Below are 19,395 nucleotides of genomic sequence, written 5' to 3'. Positions count from 1 at the left end.
GCCCCAGACCCCGACCTCTGCCGGTTCGCGGCCACTGGGTCTCGCCCGGTTCACGGACACCACACCCTGGCGGTTTAGCGGGCACCGCGCCCGCCGCCGGTTTGTGGTGCCGGGGCATTTCCCCCACCCCGCCCCTTCCCGAAACTGGGGCTCCGCCCCAGACCCCGACCCGGCCCGGCCGGTTCACGACCACCGGCCCCCGCCCGGTTTTGCCGGTTCGCGGGCACCGAACCCGCCGGTTTTGGTGGGCACCAAACCCCGCCCGGTTCGTGAGCGCCAGACCCGCCAGTTCGCTGGCCCCACACCCCGCCCGGTTCAGGGCACCAGACCCACCGGTTCGTGAACACCAGCACCCGCCGGTTTTCGTGGGCACCCGCCGGTTCGTTGGCACCGCACCCCGCCCAGTTCGCGGGCACCGGACCCACCGGTTCGTGAACACCAGCACCCGCCAGCTCATGGGCACCGAACCCCACCGGTTTGTGGGCAATCGTTCCGCGGGGCGGAACGGGTGGGCACAAACCGGCCACCGGGCCGCACCCGGCAGCGAAACCCCGGCCCCGCACAGCCCCAGCCGGGCCGCACCCGGGAGCGGAAGCCCGGCCCCCCATGCGGCAGGATGGGCGCGTGACTCAGCCTGCCACCGCCGTTCTCGACGCGTTCGAGCGAGCCAAGGGCTTCATGCCCACCGACGAGGGCCTCGCCCTCTACGCGGCCGCCGCCGACGCCGCCGCCCGGCTCGGCGGGCTGCCGCTGCTCGAAGTGGGGACGTACTGCGGCCGCTCCACCCTCCTCCTCGCCGACGCCGCCCGCGCAACGGGCACCGTAGCCATCACGGTGGATCACCACCGCGGCTCCGAGGAGCAGCAGCCCGGCTGGGAGTACCACGACCCCGACGTCGTCGACCCCGAGGTCGGCCGGATGGACACGCTGCCCACCTTCCGCCGCACCCTGCACGCCGCGGGGCTCGAAGACCACGTCATCGCCGCCGTCGGGCGCTCCCCTCGGGTCGCCGAGGTGTGGGGAAAGCCACTGGCGCTCGTCTTCATCGACGGCGGGCACACCGACGAGCACGCGGCCGCCGACTACGAGGGCTGGGCGCCCCACGTCGCGCCCGACGGGCTCCTCGTCATCCACGACGTGTTCCCCGACCCGGCCGACGGCGGGCAGGCCCCGTACCGGATCTACCGCCGCGCCCTCGCCTCCGGCGCGTTCACCGAGGTCTCCGCGACCCGCTCGCTGCGCGTACTGCGCCGTACCGGGACGACCCCACCCGTCTGACCCGCAGCCGCTACCATCGCCGACGTGTCGAACGGCAGCTTCTTCTCCGCCCCCGGCCGCCGCGGCGGCACCCTCGCCCTCGTCCTGGCCGCCCTGGCGCCCCTCGGCCTCGGCGGCTGGCTGCTGTGGGACAACCTGGGGCAGGGCGACGACGACGGCGGCACACCCGCCTCCTCCCTCCCGACCGTCTCGTCGACCTCCTCGCCGCTGCCCGCTCAGCCCCCGCAATCACCTTCAGACTCACCCAAGAGCGACGGCAAACCGCTCACCGGCAAGGTCGTCGTCCTCGACCCCGGCCACAATCCGAACAACCGCGATCACACGTCCGAGATCGCCCGCCGCGTCGACATCGGCACCAACGAGAAGGAGTGCGACACCACCGGCACGGCCACCGAATCCGGCTACGCCGAGGCGTCCTTCACGCTCGATGTCTCCCGCCGCGCCCGCGCCCTCCTCGAAGCGCGCGGCGCGACCGTGAAGTTCACGCAGGACGACGACCGCCCGTACGGGCCGTGCGTGGACGAACGCGCCCGCATCGGGAACAGCGCGCACGCCGACGCCGTGGTGTCCGTCCACGCGGACGGCGCCCCCGCCGGGGACCGCGGCTTCCACGTCATCCTGCCCAAGTCCGTGCGCGGCGGCGGCGCCGACACCTCCGAGATCGCAGCGCCCTCCCGCCGACTCGGCGAACAGGTGCGGAGCGAATTCATGGATGCCACCGGCAGTGCGCCCGCCGACTACATCGGCGACGGCAGCGGGTTGAATGTGCGCGGAGATCTTGGCGGCCTCAATCTCTCCACCGTTCCGAAAGTGTTCATCGAGTGCGGCAATATGCGCGACTCCAAAGACGCCGGGGAACTGACCGATCCGAAGTGGCGTGAGCGTGCCGCCCTCGGGATCGCGCAGGGCATTACGGACTTCTTGAACAGGTAAGTCTCCGACAACCGAACGCGAGGTCACGACCGGGATACCGATGCCCTACCCCCGGTCTCATCAGGTTGATTCCCCCGTACGATGGGTCCACCCCCGACGCCTTCGCGCCAACCGCGCCTGGCGGCCAGCGTCCGTACACGAGAAAACAACAAAGGACTCACGTTGAACATCCGCTCCCTCACTCGAGGCGACGGCGTGGTGATCGGAGCAGCGGTGTTGCTCTTCATCGCCTCCTTCCTCGACTTCTACTCGGCCGATTGTGACGGCCCGTACTGCACCGACATGCCGAATGGCTGGGACACGGACCTACTCCTGGTCGTCCTTCCGTCGGTGTTCCTGATCGGGCTGATCGGCGCGGGGCTGGTCATCGCTGGGCGGTTCCAGCCCGAGAGCCGTAAGGTCAGCGGACTCACCCTCGACCAGTGGGGCTCCGGCTTCGTCGTGGTCGCCGCCTGGGACTCGCTGTGGTCGCTCATGGTGACGCCGGACAAGGGCACCCCGGGTGTCGGCGCCATCCTCGCGCTGGTGGCGACCCTCGCCATGGCCGCGGCGGTCATCGCGACCCCGCGCGTCCCGGCCCTCAAGGCGCCGCTGATGCCCGCGCCCGCCCCGCAGGCCCCGTCCCCGTACGGCATGCAGGCCCCGTACGGCGCACCGGCCCCGCAGCCGGGCTACGGCTACCCGGGCCCGGGCGGCGCCCAGCCCGGTCAGCCGCACGGCGGCCAGCCGGGTCAGCCCTCCTTCGGCGGTCAGCCGGGCCAGCCCGGCCCGGCCGCTCCGGCCCCGGCGGCGGGCGGCTCCGACTTCACGCCGTTCTGGTTCGCGGTGCCGGTGGCCCGGCCGCTGTTCGCCGAGGACGGCTCGTCGAGCGCCATCGCCGAACTGGCCCCCGGCACCTGGTACCTGGCGGTCGAGCAGCGCGGTCAGGCGCTCGTCGCACAGACGCAGGACGGGCGGCGCGGCGTGCTCCAGGACACCACGGGCATCCAGCGCGGCTGACGCGGCACAGCCGACACGGCCCCTCTCCCGGTCCGGGCGAGGGGCCGTTGCCATGTACACAGCCCGCCCGTACAGTCCAGCGACAACGCGGGCCTGACGCGACGTCAGAGGCGGCGGAGGCATCGGGGAGGGGTTGTCATGCGGCTCGGCCTGGCGCTCGGCTACTGGGGCCGCGGCCCCGACCCCCGCCATCTGGAACTCGCCCGGCAGGCCGAGGAGCTGGGCTATCACTCCGTCTGGACCGCCGAGTCCTGGGGCTCGGACGCCTTCACCCCGCTCACCTGGATCGCCGCCCACACCTCCCGCGTCAAGCTCGGCACCGCGATCGCGCAGATGGCCGCCCGCACCCCCACCGCCACCGCGATGCAGGCGCTCACCCTCGACCACCTCTCCGGCGGGCGCATGATGCTCGGCCTCGGCCTGTCGGGGCCGCAGGTCGTGGAGGGCTGGTACGGACGGCCGTTCCCGAAGAGCCCGCTCACCGCCACCCGGGAGTACGTCGACGTCATCCGGCAGGTACTGCGCCGGGAGGCGCCCGTACGGCTCGACGGGCGCTACCACGCGCATCCGTACGCCGGGCCGGACGCCACCGGGCTCGGCAAACCGCTCAGGCCCATCGTCCACCCGCTCCGCCCCCATCTGCCGGTGCTGCTCGGCGCCGAGGGGCCCAAGAACATCGCCCAGACCGTGCGCATCGCCGACGGCTGGCTGCCGCTGTACTGGTCGCCGCGGCGGACCCCGCTGTACGAGGCGGCCCTCGCCGAGGCGCCCGACGGCTTCATGGTGGCGCCGATGGCCCAGGCGCGGGTGTGCGACGACATCGCGGAGGGGCTGCTTCCGGTGAAGGCGATGCTCGGCTTCTACATCGGCGGCATGGGCCACGCGACCCGCAACTTCCACGCCGATCTGATGGCCCGCATGGGCTACGAGGACGAGGCGCGCCGGGTGCGGGACCTCTTCCTCGCGGGCCGCCGCGACGAGGCCATCGCGGCCGTCCCGGACGCCTTCGCCGACGAGGTCTCCCTCATCGGCCCGCGCGGGCGCATCGCCGAGCGGCTGGAGCTGTGGCGCACGGGCCCGGTGACGGACCTGCTGGTGATCGCCCCGGACCCGGCGACGCTGCGGGTGCTCGCGGAATTGAACACCTGAGTGGTTTCATCGCGCCCGCCGGGGCAACACGTCCGGCATGTCCCGAACTTATCGCTACGGAAACAACCAGGCGGCGACCGTCGTGATGGTCGTCGCGGACATCACCGCCGTGATCCTCGGTCTGTGGATCGTCTTCGCCCTTCTGGACGCCAACCCCGCCAACGACCTCGTGACCGTGGTCCGCGACGCGGCGGGCTGGCTCGCGGGCTGGTCCCACGACCTGTTCACGATGGATACGGACTGGGTGCGGACGGTCCTCAACTACGGTCTGCCCGCGGTGGTCTACCTGTTCATCGGCCACGCCGTGGCGGGCCGCATCCGCCGCGGCTGACGCGCACGTCTACCCGCAGCAGTCCGAGTCCAGCCCCCGCGGCAGGTGCTCGCCGCTGAAGACGGCCGTGGTCGCCTCGTCCCCGCCCAGTGCGGCCACGGCCAGCAGCAGGGAGCCCGCGGTCCAGGTGGTGCGCTCCTCGGGCCAGACGGCGTCGTCCTCGTAGACGTACCCCGTCCAGTACATCCCGTCGTCCGCGCGCAGCCGCCGCTGAATCCAGCGCAGGATCTCCACCGAGCGGTCGGACTCGCCGATCACCCACAGGGCCAGGGCGAGTTCGCAGCTCTCGCCGCCGGTCACCCACGGGTTGGGCGATACGCAGCGGATGCCCAGGCCCGGGACGACGAAGCGGTCCCAGCCCGCCTCGATGCGGGCGGTGGCGGCGGGGCCGGTGAGGGCGCCGGCGAGGATCGGGTAGTACCAGTCCATCGAGTACTGGTTCTTGTCCAGGAAGCGCTCGGGGTGGTGGCGTATCGCGTGCCCGAGCAGCCCCGCCGACAGCTCCCAGTCCGGCTGCGGGTCCTCGCGGTGTTCGGCGATGGCCAGCGCGCAGCGCAGCGCCTGGTAGATGGAGGAGGAGCCGGTGAGCAGGGCGTCCGTGTCGATGGTGCCGTCGGACTTGCGCCGCCAGCCGATCTGGCCGCCGCTCTGCTGCAGCTTCAGCACGAACTCGACGGCGGCGAAGACGGTCGGCCACAGCCGGTCGAGGAACGTGTCGTCGCCGGTGGCCAGATAGTGGTGCCAGACGCCGACGGCGACGTACGCGCAGAAGTTGGTCTCGCGGCCGCGGTCGGTGGGGGCGTCGGCGGCCACCCCGGACGGGGTGTCGGGGTAGGCGGCGTACCAGGAGCCGTCGGGGTTCTGGTGGTCGGCAAGCCAGCGGTAGGCGGCCTCGGCGCGCCGGTGTTCACCCGCCGCGTCCAGCGCCATCGCGGCCTCGACGTGGTCCCACGGGTCGAGGTGGTGGCCCCGGAACCACGGTATGGCGCCGTCCGCGCGCTGGACCGCGGCGATGCCCTCGACGGTGCGCAGGGCCTCGTCGGCGGTGAGGACGCCGGGCAGGGTGAGCCGTTCGGTACGGGGGCCGGGGCGCGGGCCGCGCGCCGTCACGCCTGGGCCTCACGGGAGGTGTGGGCCTCGCTGGACACGTGAGCCTCGCTGGACACGTCGGGCTTGGTCTCGTGGGGCTTGGTCGCGTACGCCACGAAGCTCTTGCCGATCAGCGGGTTCAGCGCCTGTTCGGCGAGCCGCGTGGCCATCGGCTTCTTCATGATGTCCCAGACCAGCAGCTTGTGGTACGCGCGCACCGGCAGCGCCTGGTCGTTGTCCACCCCGAACGCGCACTTGAGCCACCAGTACGGGCTGTGCAGCCCGTGCGCGTGATGGGTGCCGTACGGCCGCAGCCCGGCCTCGCGCATCCGCTCCAGGAGTTCGTCGCCGCGGTAGATGCGGATGTGGCCGCCCTCCACCTCGTGGTACGCGTCCGACAGCGCCCAGCACACCTTCTCGGGCCCGTAGCGCGGCACGGTGACGGCGATCCGGCCGCCGGGGCGCAGCACCCGCACCATCTCGGCGAGCACCCCCTTGTCGTCGGGTATGTGCTCCATCACCTCGGAGATGATGACGACGTCGAAGCTGTCGTCCGGGAACGGCAGGGCCAGCGCGTCGCCCTCCATCGCGGTGGCGGTGGCCCCGGCGGGGGCCTCACCGGCCTCCTCCATGGCGGCGAACCACTTCGCGACCTCGCGTATCTCGTCGCCGTTGCGGTCGAGCGCGACGACCCGCGCGCCGCGCCGGTAGCACTCGAAGGCGTGGCGTCCGGCGCCACAGCCCAGGTCGAGGACGCGATCGCCGGCGGCGAGCGGGAAGCGGGAGAAATCGACGGTCAGCACGGGGGGTCTGCTTTCGTCAGGCGGGGTCGTGGGGTCGGGTGGAAGCGAAGGGGGGCGGTCAGCGCGCGGCGCGGGTGCGTACGGCGCGGGCGGCACGGGCCTGCGCGCCGATCGCCGCGCGGTACTGCTCGACGGTGCCGCGGGCGGCCTGCTCCCAGGTGAAGCGGCGCAGCACCCGCTCCCGTCCGGCGGCGCCGAGGCGCCCGCGCAGGGCGTCGTCGGCCAGCAGCCGGTTGAGGGCGGCGGCGAGCGCGCCCGCGTCGCCGGGCGGTACGGCGAGGCAGGTCTCGCCGTCGGCGCCCGCGACCTCGGGGATGGCGCCGCCGGTGGTGGCGACCAGCGGGGTGCCGGTGGCCATGGCCTCGGCGGCGGGCAGCGAGAACCCCTCGTACAGCGAGGGCACACAGGCGATCTGGGCACCGCGGATGAGGTCGACGAGTTCGGGGTCGCTGATGCCCTTGACGAACTCGACGGCGCCCTGGAGCCCGTAGCGGGCCATGGCGGCGGCCACCGGCCCCTCTTCGGGGCGCTTGCCGACGACCACGAGGTGGGCGGCGGGGTTCTCGGCCCGGACCTTGGCGAGCGCCTCGACCAGGTGGACCAGGCCCTTGAGCGGTACGTCGGCGCTGGAGGTGGTCACGATCCGCCCGGGGACGACCGGCACGGCGGGGTCGGGCGAGAACAGTCCGGTGTCCGCGCCGATGTGGACGACGTGCACCCGCCCCGGCCGGACGCCGAGGTGCTGGACGATCTCCCGGCGCGAGGAGCCGGAGACGGTGAGCACCGAGGGCAGCTGCCGGGCCACCCGCTTCTGCATGCGGGTGAAGCCGTACCAGCGCCGCACGGAGAGGCGGCGCTTCCAGCCGTCCGCGGCGTCCAGCTCCAACTGGCGGTCCACGGTGATCGGATGGTGGATGGTGGTCACCAGCGGGAAGCCGGTGCGCTCCATGCCCAGCAGCCCGTAGCCGAGGGTCTGGTTGTCGTGGACGACGTCGAAAGCACCGCGCCGGGCGGCCAGATGGCGGCGGGCGCGCAGGCTGAAGGTGAGCGGCTCGGGGAAGCCGCCGGTCCACATGGTGGCGACCTCCAGGGCGTCGACCCAGTCCCGGTACTCCCCGAGCCCGGGGTTGCGGAACGGATCGGGCTGGCGGTAGAGGTCGAGGCTGGGCAGCTGGGTGAGGGTGACGCCGTCCTCGGCGTCGAGCACCGGGTACGGCTGCGCGCCGATCACCTCGACGGTGTGGCCGAGCCGGGCGAGTTCGCGGGAGAGATGACGTACGTAGACGCCCTGGCCTCCGCAGAACGGGTTCCCCTTATAGCTCAGCAGCGCGATGCGCAGCGGCCGGTCACCCCCCTGGGCCCGGCCCTCCGCGGGGGCGGGGGGCCCGGTCCGAAGCGGGTCGACTCCGGTCTCCTGCGCGGCCTCTGCGGTCACTCGCGCCCCCTCCTTGATGCACGTCAGCGGGAGCGTAGCCGCTCACGATTATCTAGAACAAGTTTCACTAACAGATAGCCAACAGATAGCCGGAGAAGTCTCGAAGATACCTGGCGAACCCATCGCCGCCGGAGCCGGATCAGGTGATCCCTACCACTCGGTAGCCTCTTGCGCGAGGTGCGTTCTTCTGGGGACAGGACCAAATCGGCGCGAGCGGGACAAACGCCCTTCTTCTGGCCGGCCGTCGGACTCAAGCGACACGCGACCCTAGAACGAGTTTCACTGACTCGCGCCCCTAGGCCGACCCTGCCATCATGCACGGTGTCCGTTTGTCAACCGCAGCGCAGACACTATGCACCCGAAGTGAGACAAATGACCGCAGAAGTCAAGCCGGCCTCCCTGCAGCTGACCGAGCGGCAGGAGGCGCGTCGTCGGCGCATCCTGCACGCCAGTGCCCGGCTGGCCAGCCGCGGCGGCTTCGACGCGGTCCAGATGCGCGAGGTGGCCGAAAACTCCAGCGTGGCGCTCGGCACCCTCTACCGCTACTTCCCCTCCAAGGTCCATCTGCTGGTGGCCACCATGCAGGACCAGTTGCAGCACATGCACGAGACGCTGCGCAAGCGCCCGCCGACCGAGGACGACCCGGCCACCCGCGTCGCCCAGACCCTGATGCGCGCCTTCCGCGCGCTCCAGCGCGAACCCCACCTGGCGGACGCGATGGTACGGGCCCTCACCTTCGCCGACCGTTCGGTGAGCCCCGAGGTGGACATGGTCTCCCGGCTCACCACCGCGATCATCCTCGACGCGATGGGCCTGGAGGGCCCGCCGACGGCCGAGCAGCTGTCCGCCGTACGGGTCATCGAGCACACCTGGCATTCGGCGCTGATCACCTGGCTGTCGGGGCGGGCCTCGATCGCCCAGGTCAAAATCGACATCGAGACGGTCTGCCGACTGATCGACCTGACGGCGCCGACCGAGCGCGTCTGATCTCTCTCCTCCGCTCCCTCCACACTTCCCCCCTCCCCCCGCAGGCCGTCCGTACGGCGAAGCGCGACAGGGGCGCATACAGCGCACGATGCGCCCCCAGGGGCGCGCGTCGACAGCAAGATGTGCGCCTGCACGCCCCCCTTTGGCTCAAATTTCGCGTTCAGGGTCCGGGCAATCCCGGTATTCATGAACGGCGCGCGACAGAGCGACGACGGCGTGCGACGGCTCAACATCTACAGGGGGTGAAGAACTCCGTGATTCGGGTTCTTCTGGTACATGATTCATACCTGCTGCGGTCCGCGTTGGCCGCACTGATACAAGCCGAACCTGAGTTCGAAGTGGCGTGTGCCGCATGGCGCGACGCGCGTAGCAGAGCCCGCTCCTTACAACCGCACGTCTGCGTCGTCGACACGGACTGCCCCGGCTCCGACAAGGCCGCGCGCAAGGGCGAGTTGGGCAAGCTCATGGCCGAGGCCCCGGCGGCGGAGAGCGGCCCCGAGTCCGGACTGCTCGTCCTGGCCAACGCCGGGCGCCCCGGCCAGCTGCGCCGCGCGCACAAGGCCCGGGCCCTCGGGTACATCGACAAGAACGCCCCGCCACAGCGGCTGCTGGAGGGCATCCGGCATGTGGCGAAGCAGGAGCGCTTCATCGACGACTCGCTGGGCTACGGCTTCCTCAAGGCGGCGGAGATCCCCTTGACCGAGCGCGAGTTGGGCGTCCTGTCGCTGGCGGCCGACGGCGCCTCCATCGCGGAGATCGCCCGCACCCTGCATCTGTCCAACGGGACGATACGCAACTACCTGGCCGCGATCACCCGGAAGACCGGGGCGCGCAACCGGGTGGACGCCATCCGCATCTCCCGGTGCGAGGGCTGGGTCTGATCGCCCTCACGCGCAGGGATCGTCGCGCGGATGGTGGAGGTTCGCGCAGACGCATGCCCGAGAAGGGCTACGCCTTTTGAGGGGCAAGCCGTCCCGACGGCAGGCGGGGCCCCGTCGTTCCACGGGAACGACGGGGCCGTGCCTGTACCCGAGTGGGCATGACGGCCTTACCGACCGCGTGACGGCCTTACTGGTCGCGTGACGGCCTTACTGGTCGTCGGAGGGAAAGACCTGTTCACCGCTTGCGAGCAGCCGGATCGCGATGGCCTCCACCGGGCATCCCTCGGCCGCCACCAGCACCGCCTCGGACGCGTCCGCCTCCGGCTCGACCGGCTGCGCCTGCCGCGCCGCGTCCAGCCGGAATCCGCCGGGGGCGCTGCTCACGCAGAACGCCGAGCCGACGCATACGCCGTGGTCGACCTCGATCCGCCAGCGGTCCCCCATCAGCCCTGCTCCCCGTCCCACCCCTGCGGCAGGTGGATCATCTTGTGCTCCAGATACGACGACAGCCCCTCGGGGCCGAACTCCCGCCCCAGGCCGGAGTTCTTGTAGCCGCCGAACGGCCCGAGCATGTCGAGGCTGAAGGTGTTCACGGAGTACGTACCGGTGCGGATGCGCCGCGCGAAGTCGATGCCGTGCGCCACGTCCGCCGTCCATACGCTGCCGGACAGCCCGTAGTCGGAGTCATTGGCGATCCGGGCCGCCTCCTCCTCGTCCCCGTACGGCAGCAGGCAGATGACCGGGCCGAAGATCTCCTCGCGGGCGATGCGCATCGTATTGGCGACGTCCCCGAACAGCGTCGGCTCCACATACCACCCCGTCTCCTGCGCCTCGGGGCGTCCGCCGCCCGTCAGCACCTTGGCGCCCTCGCGCTGCCCGAGCGCGATGTAGTCCAGCGAGCGGCGCTGCTGCCGTCGCGCCACCAGCGGGCCGACCTGGGTCGCCGGGTCCAGCGGATCGCCGACGACCAGGGCCGAGGCGGCGGCGGTGAAGCGCTCGGCCAGCTCGTCGTAGTGGGCGCGCGGGGCGAGGATGCGGGTCTGGGCGACGCACGCCTGACCGTTGTTCATCCACGCGTTGGGCACGATGCCCGCGACCGCCGCCTCCAGATCCGCGTCCGGCAGGATCACCGCGGCCGACTTGCCGCCCAGCTCCAGCGTCACCCGGGTCAGCCGTCGCGAGGCCACCTCCATCACACGCTTGCCCGCCGTCACCGACCCCGTGAACGACACCTTGTCGACCCCCGGGTGCCCGACCAGGTACTCGCTGACGTCCCGGTCCGCCGGAAGGATCGACAGCACCCCCTCCGGCAGCCCCGCCTCGGTCGCGATCTCCGCCAGCAGATACGCGTCCAGCGGCGTCTCCGGCGACGGCTTGAGGATCACCGAACACCCCGCCAGCAGCGCCGGTGCCAGCTTCGCCGCCGCCACGAACTGCGGCACGTTCCACGGCACGACGGCCGCCACCACCCCGACCGGCTCCCGCCGCACCAGCAGCGGCCCGAGGACCCCGGCCCGCCGCTCCTCGAACGTGAAGTCGCGCGCCACCGTGATCGCCGAGTCCCACACCATCATCGCGCCGAGCGCCTGGGCGAGGACGCTCCAGGAGTACGGCGAGCCGTTCTGCGCGCTGATGACCTTCGCGATCTCCTCATGCCGCACGGCGACCGCGTCCTTGATCCGCGTGACGACGGCGATCCGCTCCTCCAGCGAGGTACGCGGCCACTCCCCCTGGTCGAACGCCCGCCGCGCCGCCGCGACCGCCCGGTCCACATCGGCCCGCGCGGCGTGCGGCACCCGCCCGATGACCTGTTCCGTATGCGGCGAGACGACCTCGATGGTCTCCGCCCCGGCCGGATCGACCAGCGCCCCGCCGATGAAGAGCTGCCCGTACTCGATGAGGTCGCCCATCGCTGATGCCTCCTGCCGAAGCCCGCCCGTGCACCGAGAATCTGACGATGCATCAGAACTGATACCAGTTCCCGTTATAGTCGGCAATGCATGCGCTGCTGCGGCCCGGCCGCACACGCGGAAAGGGGAACCCCGTGCCAGAGGCGACCGGCGTCACCGACCACGGCGGCGGGGTGTGGAGCATCCCCGTCCCCATCCCCGACAACCCGCTCGGCCATACCCTCGTCCACCTCCTCGACACCGGCCGCGGACCGGTCCTCATCGACACCGGCTGGGACGATCCGACCGCCTGGGACACCCTCACCGCCGGGCTCGCCGCCTGCGGCACCGCCGTCTCCGAGATCCACGGCATCCTCGTCACCCACCACCACCCCGACCACCACGGCCTCTCCGGCCAGGTGCGGGAGGCCTCCGGGGCGTGGATCGCGATGCACGGCGCCGACGCCCACGTCGTACGCCGCACCCGCCAGGCCGACCCCGGCCAATGGCTCGACTACCTCGACGAAAAGCTGGCCGCCGCCGGAGCCCCCGAGGACCACCTCGCCCCGCTGCGCGCCGCCCGCGCCGAGGGCCGTACGCACCTCCCGGGGCAACGGGCCGCCCTGCCCGACCGCGAGATCGCCCCCGGTGAACTCCTCGACCTCCCGGGCCGCCGGCTCCGCGCCCTCTGGACCCCGGGCCACACCCCCGGCCATATCTGCCTCCACCTGGAGGAAGCCCATCCCGCGGCCCTCCCAGGCCATGGGCGGCTCTTCTCCGGCGACCATCTCCTCCCCGAGATCAGCCCGCACATAGGCCTGTACGAGGACCCGGCCGACGCCACCCGCACCGACCCGCTCGGCGACTACCTCGACTCCCTGACGCGCGTCGCCGCCCTCGACCCGGCCGAAGTCCTCCCGGCCCACCAGCACGCGTTCACCGACGCCCCCGCCCGCGTCCGCGCCCTCCTCGACCACCACGAGGCCCGCCTCGCCGACCTCCGCGCGCTGCTCGCCACCCCGCTCACCCCCTGGCAGCTCGCCGAGCGCATGGAGTGGAACCGCCCCTGGCCCGACATCCCCTACGGCTCCCGCAACATCGCCGTATCGGAGGCCGAGGCCCACCTCCGCCGCCTGGTCACCCTCCACCGGGCCGAACCCGTCCCCGGCACCGACCCGGTCACATACCGGGCCCTCTGAGGGCGCGCCCGGGAGCGCGGCGATGAGTTCCGGCCGGGCCGGGAGTCTGTTTCTGGTGAGCGTCGTTGAACGTCGTACGGCGCCGCCCAGAGACACCACGGAGGACACCATGACGCCCACCCCCGGCCACGAGAGCAGCGGCCTCCCCGGCAAGCCGCCCGTCGTCGACCTGGCCACCTGGCAGGCGGCGCGCGAGGAGCTGCTGCTCCGCGAGAAGGCGCACACCCGCGAGGGCGACGCGATCGCCGCGGCCCGGCGGCGGCTGCCGATGGTCGAGCTCGACGGCACGGTCGAGGTCACCGGCGCCGACGGGCCGGTCCCGTTCCTCGACCTGTTCCAGGGCCGCGACGAGCTCGTCGTCTACCAGCACATGTGGTACGACGGCGCGCCGCACCAAGGGCAGTGCGAGGGCTGCACCACCACGGCCTGGCACCTGAACGACGCCGCCTACCTCAACGCCCGGGGCGTCTCGTTCGCCGTCCTGACCTCCGGCCCGTGGGACGAGGTGGCCCGCTACGTCGCGTTCATGGGTTACACCCAGCCCTGGTACTCGGTGCGGGGCGTGGAGGCGCCGATCGGCGGGCAAATGGGGCACCTCATCTCCTTCCTGCGCGACGGCGACCGCGTGTTCCTCGCCTACTCCACGACGGGCCGTGGCAACGAGCCGGTCAACGGGTCCCTCGCCCTGCTCGACATGACGCCCCACGGCCGCGGCGAGGCATGGGAGGACCACCCCGAGTGGCACCCGTCCGAGGGCCGCCAGGCCTGCTGGTACTGGCGTACGGACGCGGAGGGGAACGCCACCTGGGGCGCGACCAGCCGCCCCGTTCCCCAGTGGACCCGCCCCGGCGCGCCCCCCGTGGAAACCCTCGGCCGCCACGGCGCCCACCACTGACGCGCCGCCGCACCGGCTATGTTCGCCCCATGTACACCACGAGCGTCACCGGGCATGTGCGGGCCTCGCGTGCGGACGTCTACCGGGCGCGGCGCCCGCGGCCCGCGACGAGGCCGGCGGCGGCGTGCCGGGGTGAGGCCGACGGCAGACCGACGAACGGGAGGATCATGGACGGATGTCGCGCTATCACGAGATCAAGCACCGGGCGGTCACAGCGTTCCAGCGGCGCATCGGCAACCCGATCCTCTCCCGGCTCCCGTTCCAGACCCTCCTGGAGACCACCGGCCGCACATCCGGACTGCCCCGGCGCACCCCCGTCGGCGGACGCCGTATCGGCAACGCGTTCTGGTTCGTCTCAGAGTTCGGCGACAAGTCGCAGTACGTACGGAACCTCCGGGCCGACCCCAGGGTCCGGGTCCGCATCAAGGGCACCTGGCACACCGGTACCGCCCACCCCCTGCCCGAGGACGACGCCCGCGCCCGCCTCAAGGCCCTCCCCCGCTACAACAGCACCGCGGTCCGCGCCCTCGGCACCGACCTGCTGACGGTGCGCGTGGACCTCAGCAACTGATCACAGCGATCGCATCATGACGTCGTACACCGGGGAGTCGGGGAACGGCTGCTGCGTTCCGATCTGTCCGTACCCCCACCCCTCGTACACCGCCTTGAGCTTGCCGTCTCCGTGCTTCGGATTGACCAGAAGGGCAACTCGCTCCTCGGCCCGGCCGGAGATCAGCTCGTCATGGATGCGCCGGGCGATACCCGTGCCGCGCCATGGCTTGCGCACCAGAATCTCGTTGAGGGCCAGGGTGCGGGTGCCGGTCTCCATGGTGAAGTCCTCCGGAAGCGGGTTGGCCATGGAGGCCCACCACCGGGTGGTGGGGGCGAGAGGGACGCCGAAGGCATATCCGACCGCCTCTCCTTTCACGTGACCGAGGACGGCTTCCCAGCCGGGCCGTGCGGCGTAGCCGCTCAGGCGCTCGTTGAAGCGGTCCACGTGCTGGAACGGCTGGGCCAGGAGGCCGAAGTCACCTCGCACCTCGACGTGCACATCGAGCAGGAGCTGACGCACCTGCTCGACATCCGTGACGCGGCGGAAGTCAAGGGAAGCGGATTCCGTCATGCTGTGGTCCTCCTGAGGCTGCGGATGTGATCTGCCCAGGCACGGGCTTCGGGGGTGTGCGGCGCCACGGCCTCCAGACGGCTGCCGAATCCGTCGAGGAGCCCACGGAGGCGCCCACTGCTCCGGGCCATATCAGTGGGGATCGCCAATGCGGTGGCAACGGCGGATTCCACGGCCCCGCCTTTGAGCTGAGCGCGGGCGAGCTGTGCGCCCACCATGGCGCGGTTGCGGACCAGATGAGGGCGGAGGAGAGCCAGACCCCGATGGGCGTGCGCCTCAGCCTCGGCCCATCGGCCGAGCCCGAGGTGAACCGTCACGGCCAGGGATTCCCATTCGGCCTGATCGTAGAAGTCCAACCACGGCGGCCGGGGCAACGCCGGGTCAGCACGGTTCAGCGCGTCCTGGGCGTGACCGAGGCTGCGTAAAGCGGTTGTGGCCTCGCCCGCATCCGCGTGCGCGACGGCAACCCGCGCGTGCGCGAGGGAGAGATACAGCGGGTCGCGGCGGGCGATGCTGGTGGAACGCGCCGCTTCTCCGGCGGCTTCGGCATCGGTGGGACGCCCCAAGTGCCGATACAGGATGCCCGCGTGGCTCCAGATGCGGAACTGAGCAGCGGGGTCTCCGGAGAGCCCCGCCAAGGTGACGGCGCGATACAGATGCTCCTGTGCGCTGTCCAGTCGCCGACCGTCGATCGCGGCCCACATCGCGCTGGATGTGAACGCGGCCGCCGTCGCGTAGAGATGGCCTCGTACGCGCTGACTGGCGGCGCCGTGGCGTTGAATCTCCAGGGTCTGCCGGGCCAGGTCGACTGCCCGCTGCTCGTGTGCGGCCGTGCCACCATGCCGGTTGTCTGCCGTCACAAGGTTGGTCAACTCGGTGTTCAGGCACGCCACATCGGCCATGCCCACCCTTCGGGGTGGGCCCTCCCCCGGGCTGGTGGCGGACACTCCGGCGGCCGTCGCCGCCGCGAGGAAGGCACGTCGGTACACGGGGTCCTCCTCCGGGGACACCGGGGCCGGGCCGGGTTGCCGGGCCCTCGGTCGGAAACCCAGTTGAAGCGATGTTCGACCGGTGACCCGCTCCAGCGCAACGCGTTGGCGCGCATGCGGCGAGGTGATCTCGCCCGAAAGCCACCGGAACACGCCTCGTTCCGTGCAGGTGCCATAGGAGCCCGTGAATTCGGCGATCGCGGAGTTCACCCGGTCCGCGAGCTCGTTGGCGGTGACCTGGTGCTCAAGCATCCAGGCGGCAAGCGCCTCGTTCCGTGTTCGCTCCATGACAGGAAGTTAAGGCATCGGTCCGACGCGCGGGGAACACGAAAGGGTCAAAACGACACCCCGGGCCTCATGAGCCTTTGCCGGAAGCGGCATGCCCGACCCGTTGCCCCCACCGGTTATCTGGTTGCGCACGGCAGCGGCGGCCCACCGCGCGCCCCCGCACCGCTCCGCCAGGAAGGACCCACGATGCCCCCGCAGCCCGCTCATCGCGTACGCCCCACCGCGACCGGTCGGCCCGCCTACAGCCAGACCATGCCGTGCGAGGCCGCGTCGGCGATAGGCGCCCGGCGGCTGGTTCGTGCGGCGTGCGGCACCTGGGGTCTGTCCGATCTCACCGCCTCCGCGGAGCTGATCGTGTCAGAGCTGGTCGCCAACGCGGTGGTGCACAGCGTCAGCCACTGTCTGCGCGTCACCGTGAGCCGTCCCGGCTCGCGCTGGGTACGGATCGCCGTCATCGACAAGTCCCGCACGCTCCCGGTACGACGCGCAGCGGACGCCGACGACGAGAGCGGACGCGGCCTCGGCATCGTCGAGGCCGTCTCCGACCGCTGGGGCACCGACCGGCTGCCCTGGGGGAAGCGCGTCTGGGCCGAACTGCGCCTTGAGCACAAGCCGTGATTACCGCCCACGAACGCATCCGATACGAAGGAGACCCAACATGTTCAACCACTCCGACCGCCTTCCGACCGGCACACCCTTACCGAGCGGCGCCCTCACCCCGGCGCCGTGGGGTCTACGGCGCATGGCTCCCTATCCGGCGTTCGCGCCCGGTTACGCCCGTGTCGAACTGAACCCCGTGACCCAGACGGCCCGGTACTTCGACGCCGACGACCAGGTGATGGAGATGCCGAATCACGGCACCAGCACCGGCACCAACCCCGCCACGAACACCGGTAACCCCTCCGACGGCGCGGGGCCGGGCGGCGCCGGCGGCGGGGACCAGGACACCGGAAACGACAGCGATCAGTGACCGACTCCCGCCCGGTGCTGATCGTCACCAACCTGGACGACCCCACGACCGACCTGGTGGTCGAAGAGCTGTACGGCCGAGGTGTCCCGGTCGTACGCTTCGACTCCGGCGACTTCCCTGCCACGTTGTCCGTAGCGGCCACCGTCACCTCCGATGGCATCGAGGGGACCCTGACCACGCCCTCCAGAACTGCCGATCTGGCCCGCGTACGGTCCCTCTACTACCGCAGGCCGTCAGGTTTCGCCTTCCCGCATCTGGACGAGCAGACCGCCCGCTTCGCCGTCACCCAGGCCCGCTACGGGCTGGGCGGGGTCCTTGCCGCTCTGCCCGGATGCCGGTACGTCAACCACCCACACCGCATCGGCGACGCGGAGTTCAAGCCCGCCGGATTGGCTGCCGCCGTCGAGGTGGGGTTCCAGGTCCCGCCGACGCTGGTGACCTCCGCTCCGGATGCGGCGCGGGCATTCGTCAGGCGCTACGGCCCAGTGATCTACAAGCCGCTGTCCGCACCGCTGTACCGGATCGACGGAGTTTCGTGCACCGTGCAGGTCGCCGAGATCACGGCCCATGAGATCGACGAGGAGGTGGCCGGGACCGCCCATCTGTTCCAGCAGCGCGTGGAAAAGGTGGCCGACATCCGTGTGACTGTCATGGGCGAGCGGGTGTTCTGTGTCCGTATTGATTCCGATCTGCTGGACTGGCGCACCGACTACAGAGGGCTGACGTACTCCGTCATCCAACCGCCGGACGGGATCGCCACGACGCTGTTCGCCTATCTCGACCGCTTCCGGCTGCTCTTCGGCGCTTTCGACTTCGCCGTGGACCGAGAGGGCCGATGGTGGTTCCTGGAATGCAACCCCTCCGGCCAGTGGGCGTGGCTGGAGCCCGAGACCGGGCTGCCGATGGTGGCGGCCATGGCCGACCTGCTGGAAAGGAATCCGCGGTGACGGACGACACGCAGCTCCGGGCGCGGCTCGCCGACCGCGTGGCCGAGAGTGGCCACCTGCGCACACAGGCGTGGCGGGAGGCGGTGGAAGCCGTTCCGCGTCATGAGTTTCTTCGGGACGGTTTCTTCGAGCGGGTGGACGGCCTGGGGCCCACCGGCTGGCAGCCGGTCATGCCGGACGACGCGGAGTGGCTGGACCGAGTCTACGAGGACGAGTCGCTGGTGACCCAGATCGCGGGTACGGTCGTGCCGCGCGACATCTGTGGGGCGATCATGCGAGCCCCCACCTCCTCCAGCACGATGCCGAGCCTGGTCGTACGGATGCTGGAAAAGCTGCGCGTCGAAGACGGCGACCGAGTGCTGGAGGTCGGCACCGGCACCGGCTACTCCACCGCGCTGCTGTGCCATCGCCTCGGCGACGACCGCGTCACCTCGGTGGAAGTCGACCCGGAGGTGGCGGGGCGGGCCCGGGCCGCGCTCGGCGGCTGCGGCTGGACGCCGGAGCTGGTGGTCGGTGACGGCCTGGCCGGGCACCGGGCCGGGGCCCCGTACGACAGGGTGATCGCCACTTGCGGCGCCCTCACCGTCCCCCAAGCGTGGATCGACCAGACCCGGCCGGGCGGGACCGTCCTCGCCACGGTGTGCGGCTGGCTGTACGCCTCCGAGCTGGCCCGGCTCACCGTCCACGGGGACGGTACGGCCTCCGGGAGGCTGCTGGGCGAGCAGGTCTCCTTCATGCTGGCCCGCCCCCAACTCCCGCCCCCGTTCGGCTTGCTGCCCGACCTCGGCGGCGGGGAGGAGCGCCGGACGGTTCTGGGTGCCGACGCGCTCACCGAGGACTGGAACACCCGCTTCGTCGCCCAGCTCGCGGCACCTCGCGCGCAACGGTTCACGATGACGCAGGGGGGACGCGCGGAACACATCCTCATCGACGTGGAGTCCGGCGCCTGGGCAGCGCTGTGCGAAACCGACGGCCGCTGGACCGTGCGGCAGGGCGGGCCCGAGCCGATCTGGGACGCGGTGGAAGAGCACGTAGGCCGATGGCGTGCGGAAGGGGCGCCCGGGCTGGAGAGGTTCGTAATCACGGTGACTCCGGAGGGGCAGACCATCACCTGGCCCGCTCGGAGTCGCGGCCGGTGAGCAGGATGCACTACGCGACGCCGGTCTCCGGGCGTGTGCGTGAAAGCCGGTGGCTTATGAGCACCAAACCC

The 19,395-nt window shown here is 71.6% G+C and carries 21 protein-coding genes; 14 read left to right on the top strand and 7 right to left on the bottom strand.

Going from position 1 to position 19,395, the window contains the following annotated elements:
• The first annotated feature begins 678 nt into the window (after nt 1-678).
• The 5 genes from ABZ370_RS12400 (at nt 679) to ABZ370_RS12380 (ending at nt 4,690) form a co-directional block, all read left to right on the top strand.
• The gene (locus tag ABZ370_RS12400) at nt 679-1,278 is read left to right on the top strand and encodes a class I SAM-dependent methyltransferase (protein ID WP_358619860.1); all 600 of its coding nucleotides are present in this window, start codon (nt 679-681) and stop codon (nt 1,276-1,278) included.
• A gap of 24 nt (nt 1,279-1,302) precedes the next feature.
• On the top strand, nt 1,303-2,211 hold the full coding sequence (locus ABZ370_RS12395) for an N-acetylmuramoyl-L-alanine amidase (RefSeq protein ID WP_358619459.1): 909 nt from the start codon (nt 1,303-1,305) through the stop codon (nt 2,209-2,211).
• 162 nt (nt 2,212-2,373) lie between these two features.
• A complete protein-coding gene (locus ABZ370_RS12390; RefSeq protein WP_358619458.1) occupies nt 2,374-3,210 on the top strand; it encodes a hypothetical protein in 837 nt (278 codons plus the stop codon).
• Nucleotides 3,211-3,348: 138 nt separating this feature from the next.
• Nucleotides 3,349-4,359: an LLM class F420-dependent oxidoreductase gene (locus ABZ370_RS12385; protein WP_358619457.1), complete on the top strand. Its 1,011-nt coding sequence runs from the start codon at nt 3,349-3,351 to the stop codon at nt 4,357-4,359.
• Nucleotides 4,360-4,396: 37 nt separating this feature from the next.
• Complete coding sequence (locus tag ABZ370_RS12380; protein WP_358619455.1) at nt 4,397-4,690, top strand: hypothetical protein; 294 nt, start codon at nt 4,397-4,399, stop codon at nt 4,688-4,690.
• A gap of 9 nt (nt 4,691-4,699) precedes the next feature.
• Here the strand turns inward: ABZ370_RS12380 and ABZ370_RS12375 are convergent, their stop codons facing one another.
• From ABZ370_RS12375 to ABZ370_RS12365, 3 genes are read right to left on the bottom strand one after another with little or no spacing between them, the layout of a single operon-like run.
• On the bottom strand, nt 4,700-5,800 hold the full coding sequence (locus ABZ370_RS12375) for a prenyltransferase (RefSeq protein ID WP_358619453.1): 1,101 nt from the start codon (nt 5,798-5,800) through the stop codon (nt 4,700-4,702).
• Nucleotides 5,797-6,582, bottom strand: a complete 786-nt coding sequence (locus tag ABZ370_RS12370; protein WP_358619451.1) for a methyltransferase domain-containing protein — start codon at nt 6,580-6,582, stop codon at nt 5,797-5,799. The genes ABZ370_RS12375 and ABZ370_RS12370 overlap by 4 nt, the downstream gene beginning before the upstream one ends.
• Nucleotides 6,583-6,640: 58 nt before the next feature.
• A complete protein-coding gene (locus ABZ370_RS12365) occupies nt 6,641-8,017 on the bottom strand; it encodes a glycosyltransferase family 4 protein (RefSeq protein ID WP_358619450.1) in 1,377 nt (458 codons plus the stop codon).
• A gap of 372 nt (nt 8,018-8,389) precedes the next feature.
• On the opposite strand from ABZ370_RS12365, the gene ABZ370_RS12360 reads away from it, so the two are divergent.
• Both ABZ370_RS12360 and ABZ370_RS12355 read left to right on the top strand, forming a co-directional pair.
• Complete coding sequence (locus ABZ370_RS12360) at nt 8,390-9,004, top strand: TetR family transcriptional regulator (RefSeq protein ID WP_358619448.1); 615 nt, start codon at nt 8,390-8,392, stop codon at nt 9,002-9,004.
• Between the two features lie 254 nt (nt 9,005-9,258).
• On the top strand, nt 9,259-9,885 hold the full coding sequence (locus ABZ370_RS12355; RefSeq protein WP_358619446.1) for a response regulator transcription factor: 627 nt from the start codon (nt 9,259-9,261) through the stop codon (nt 9,883-9,885).
• A gap of 207 nt (nt 9,886-10,092) precedes the next feature.
• On the opposite strand, the gene ABZ370_RS12350 is transcribed toward ABZ370_RS12355, so the two are convergent.
• Both ABZ370_RS12350 and ABZ370_RS12345 read right to left on the bottom strand, forming a co-directional pair.
• Nucleotides 10,093-10,329: a ferredoxin gene (locus ABZ370_RS12350; protein ID WP_358619444.1), complete on the bottom strand. Its 237-nt coding sequence runs from the start codon at nt 10,327-10,329 to the stop codon at nt 10,093-10,095.
• Nucleotides 10,329-11,795: an aldehyde dehydrogenase gene (locus ABZ370_RS12345; protein WP_358619442.1), complete on the bottom strand. Its 1,467-nt coding sequence runs from the start codon at nt 11,793-11,795 to the stop codon at nt 10,329-10,331. Before ABZ370_RS12345 ends, ABZ370_RS12350 begins: the two co-directional genes overlap by 1 nt.
• A gap of 134 nt (nt 11,796-11,929) precedes the next feature.
• Between ABZ370_RS12345 and ABZ370_RS12340 the strand changes: the two genes are divergently transcribed.
• The 3 genes from ABZ370_RS12340 to ABZ370_RS12330 all read left to right on the top strand — a co-directional run bounded on the left by ABZ370_RS12340 (nt 11,930) and on the right by ABZ370_RS12330 (nt 14,439).
• Complete coding sequence (locus ABZ370_RS12340) at nt 11,930-12,973, top strand: MBL fold metallo-hydrolase (protein ID WP_358619440.1); 1,044 nt, start codon at nt 11,930-11,932, stop codon at nt 12,971-12,973.
• A gap of 109 nt (nt 12,974-13,082) precedes the next feature.
• A complete protein-coding gene (locus ABZ370_RS12335; RefSeq protein ID WP_358619438.1) occupies nt 13,083-13,868 on the top strand; it encodes a DUF899 family protein in 786 nt (261 codons plus the stop codon).
• 175 nt (nt 13,869-14,043) lie between these two features.
• A complete protein-coding gene (locus tag ABZ370_RS12330) occupies nt 14,044-14,439 on the top strand; it encodes a nitroreductase/quinone reductase family protein (RefSeq protein WP_358619437.1) in 396 nt (131 codons plus the stop codon).
• Here ABZ370_RS12330 and ABZ370_RS12325 read toward each other — a convergent pair whose 3' ends face one another.
• Nucleotides 14,440-14,991: an N-acetyltransferase gene (locus ABZ370_RS12325; protein WP_358619436.1), complete on the bottom strand. Its 552-nt coding sequence runs from the start codon at nt 14,989-14,991 to the stop codon at nt 14,440-14,442.
• A complete protein-coding gene (locus ABZ370_RS12320) occupies nt 14,988-16,268 on the bottom strand; it encodes a Tat pathway signal protein (protein ID WP_358619435.1) in 1,281 nt (426 codons plus the stop codon). The genes ABZ370_RS12325 and ABZ370_RS12320 overlap by 4 nt, the downstream gene beginning before the upstream one ends.
• A gap of 186 nt (nt 16,269-16,454) precedes the next feature.
• On the opposite strand from ABZ370_RS12320, the gene ABZ370_RS12315 reads away from it, so the two are divergent.
• The 4 genes from ABZ370_RS12315 to tgmC are packed head-to-tail and all read left to right on the top strand — an operon-like array spanning nt 16,455 to nt 19,324.
• The gene (locus ABZ370_RS12315; protein WP_358619434.1) at nt 16,455-16,886 is read left to right on the top strand and encodes an ATP-binding protein; all 432 of its coding nucleotides are present in this window, start codon (nt 16,455-16,457) and stop codon (nt 16,884-16,886) included.
• 40 nt (nt 16,887-16,926) lie between these two features.
• The gene (gene tgmA, locus ABZ370_RS12310; RefSeq protein WP_358619432.1) at nt 16,927-17,238 is read left to right on the top strand and encodes a putative ATP-grasp-modified RiPP; all 312 of its coding nucleotides are present in this window, start codon (nt 16,927-16,929) and stop codon (nt 17,236-17,238) included.
• Nucleotides 17,235-18,185, top strand: a complete 951-nt coding sequence (tgmB, locus tag ABZ370_RS12305; RefSeq protein WP_358619430.1) for an ATP-grasp ribosomal peptide maturase — start codon at nt 17,235-17,237, stop codon at nt 18,183-18,185. The genes tgmA and tgmB overlap by 4 nt, the downstream gene beginning before the upstream one ends.
• Entirely contained in the window at nt 18,182-19,324 is a 1,143-nt protein-coding gene (tgmC, locus tag ABZ370_RS12300; protein ID WP_358619429.1) for an ATP-grasp peptide maturase system methyltransferase, read from the top strand. Before tgmB ends, tgmC begins: the two co-directional genes overlap by 4 nt.
• Nucleotides 19,325-19,395: the final 71 nt, after the last annotated feature.

Source organism: Streptomyces sp. NPDC005962 (genome assembly GCF_040629205.1).
Taxonomy (GTDB): domain Bacteria; phylum Actinomycetota; class Actinomycetes; order Streptomycetales; family Streptomycetaceae; genus Streptomyces.
The sequence above is the reverse complement of the archived record's forward strand: the minus strand, read 5'-3'. Positions and strand labels throughout refer to the sequence as shown.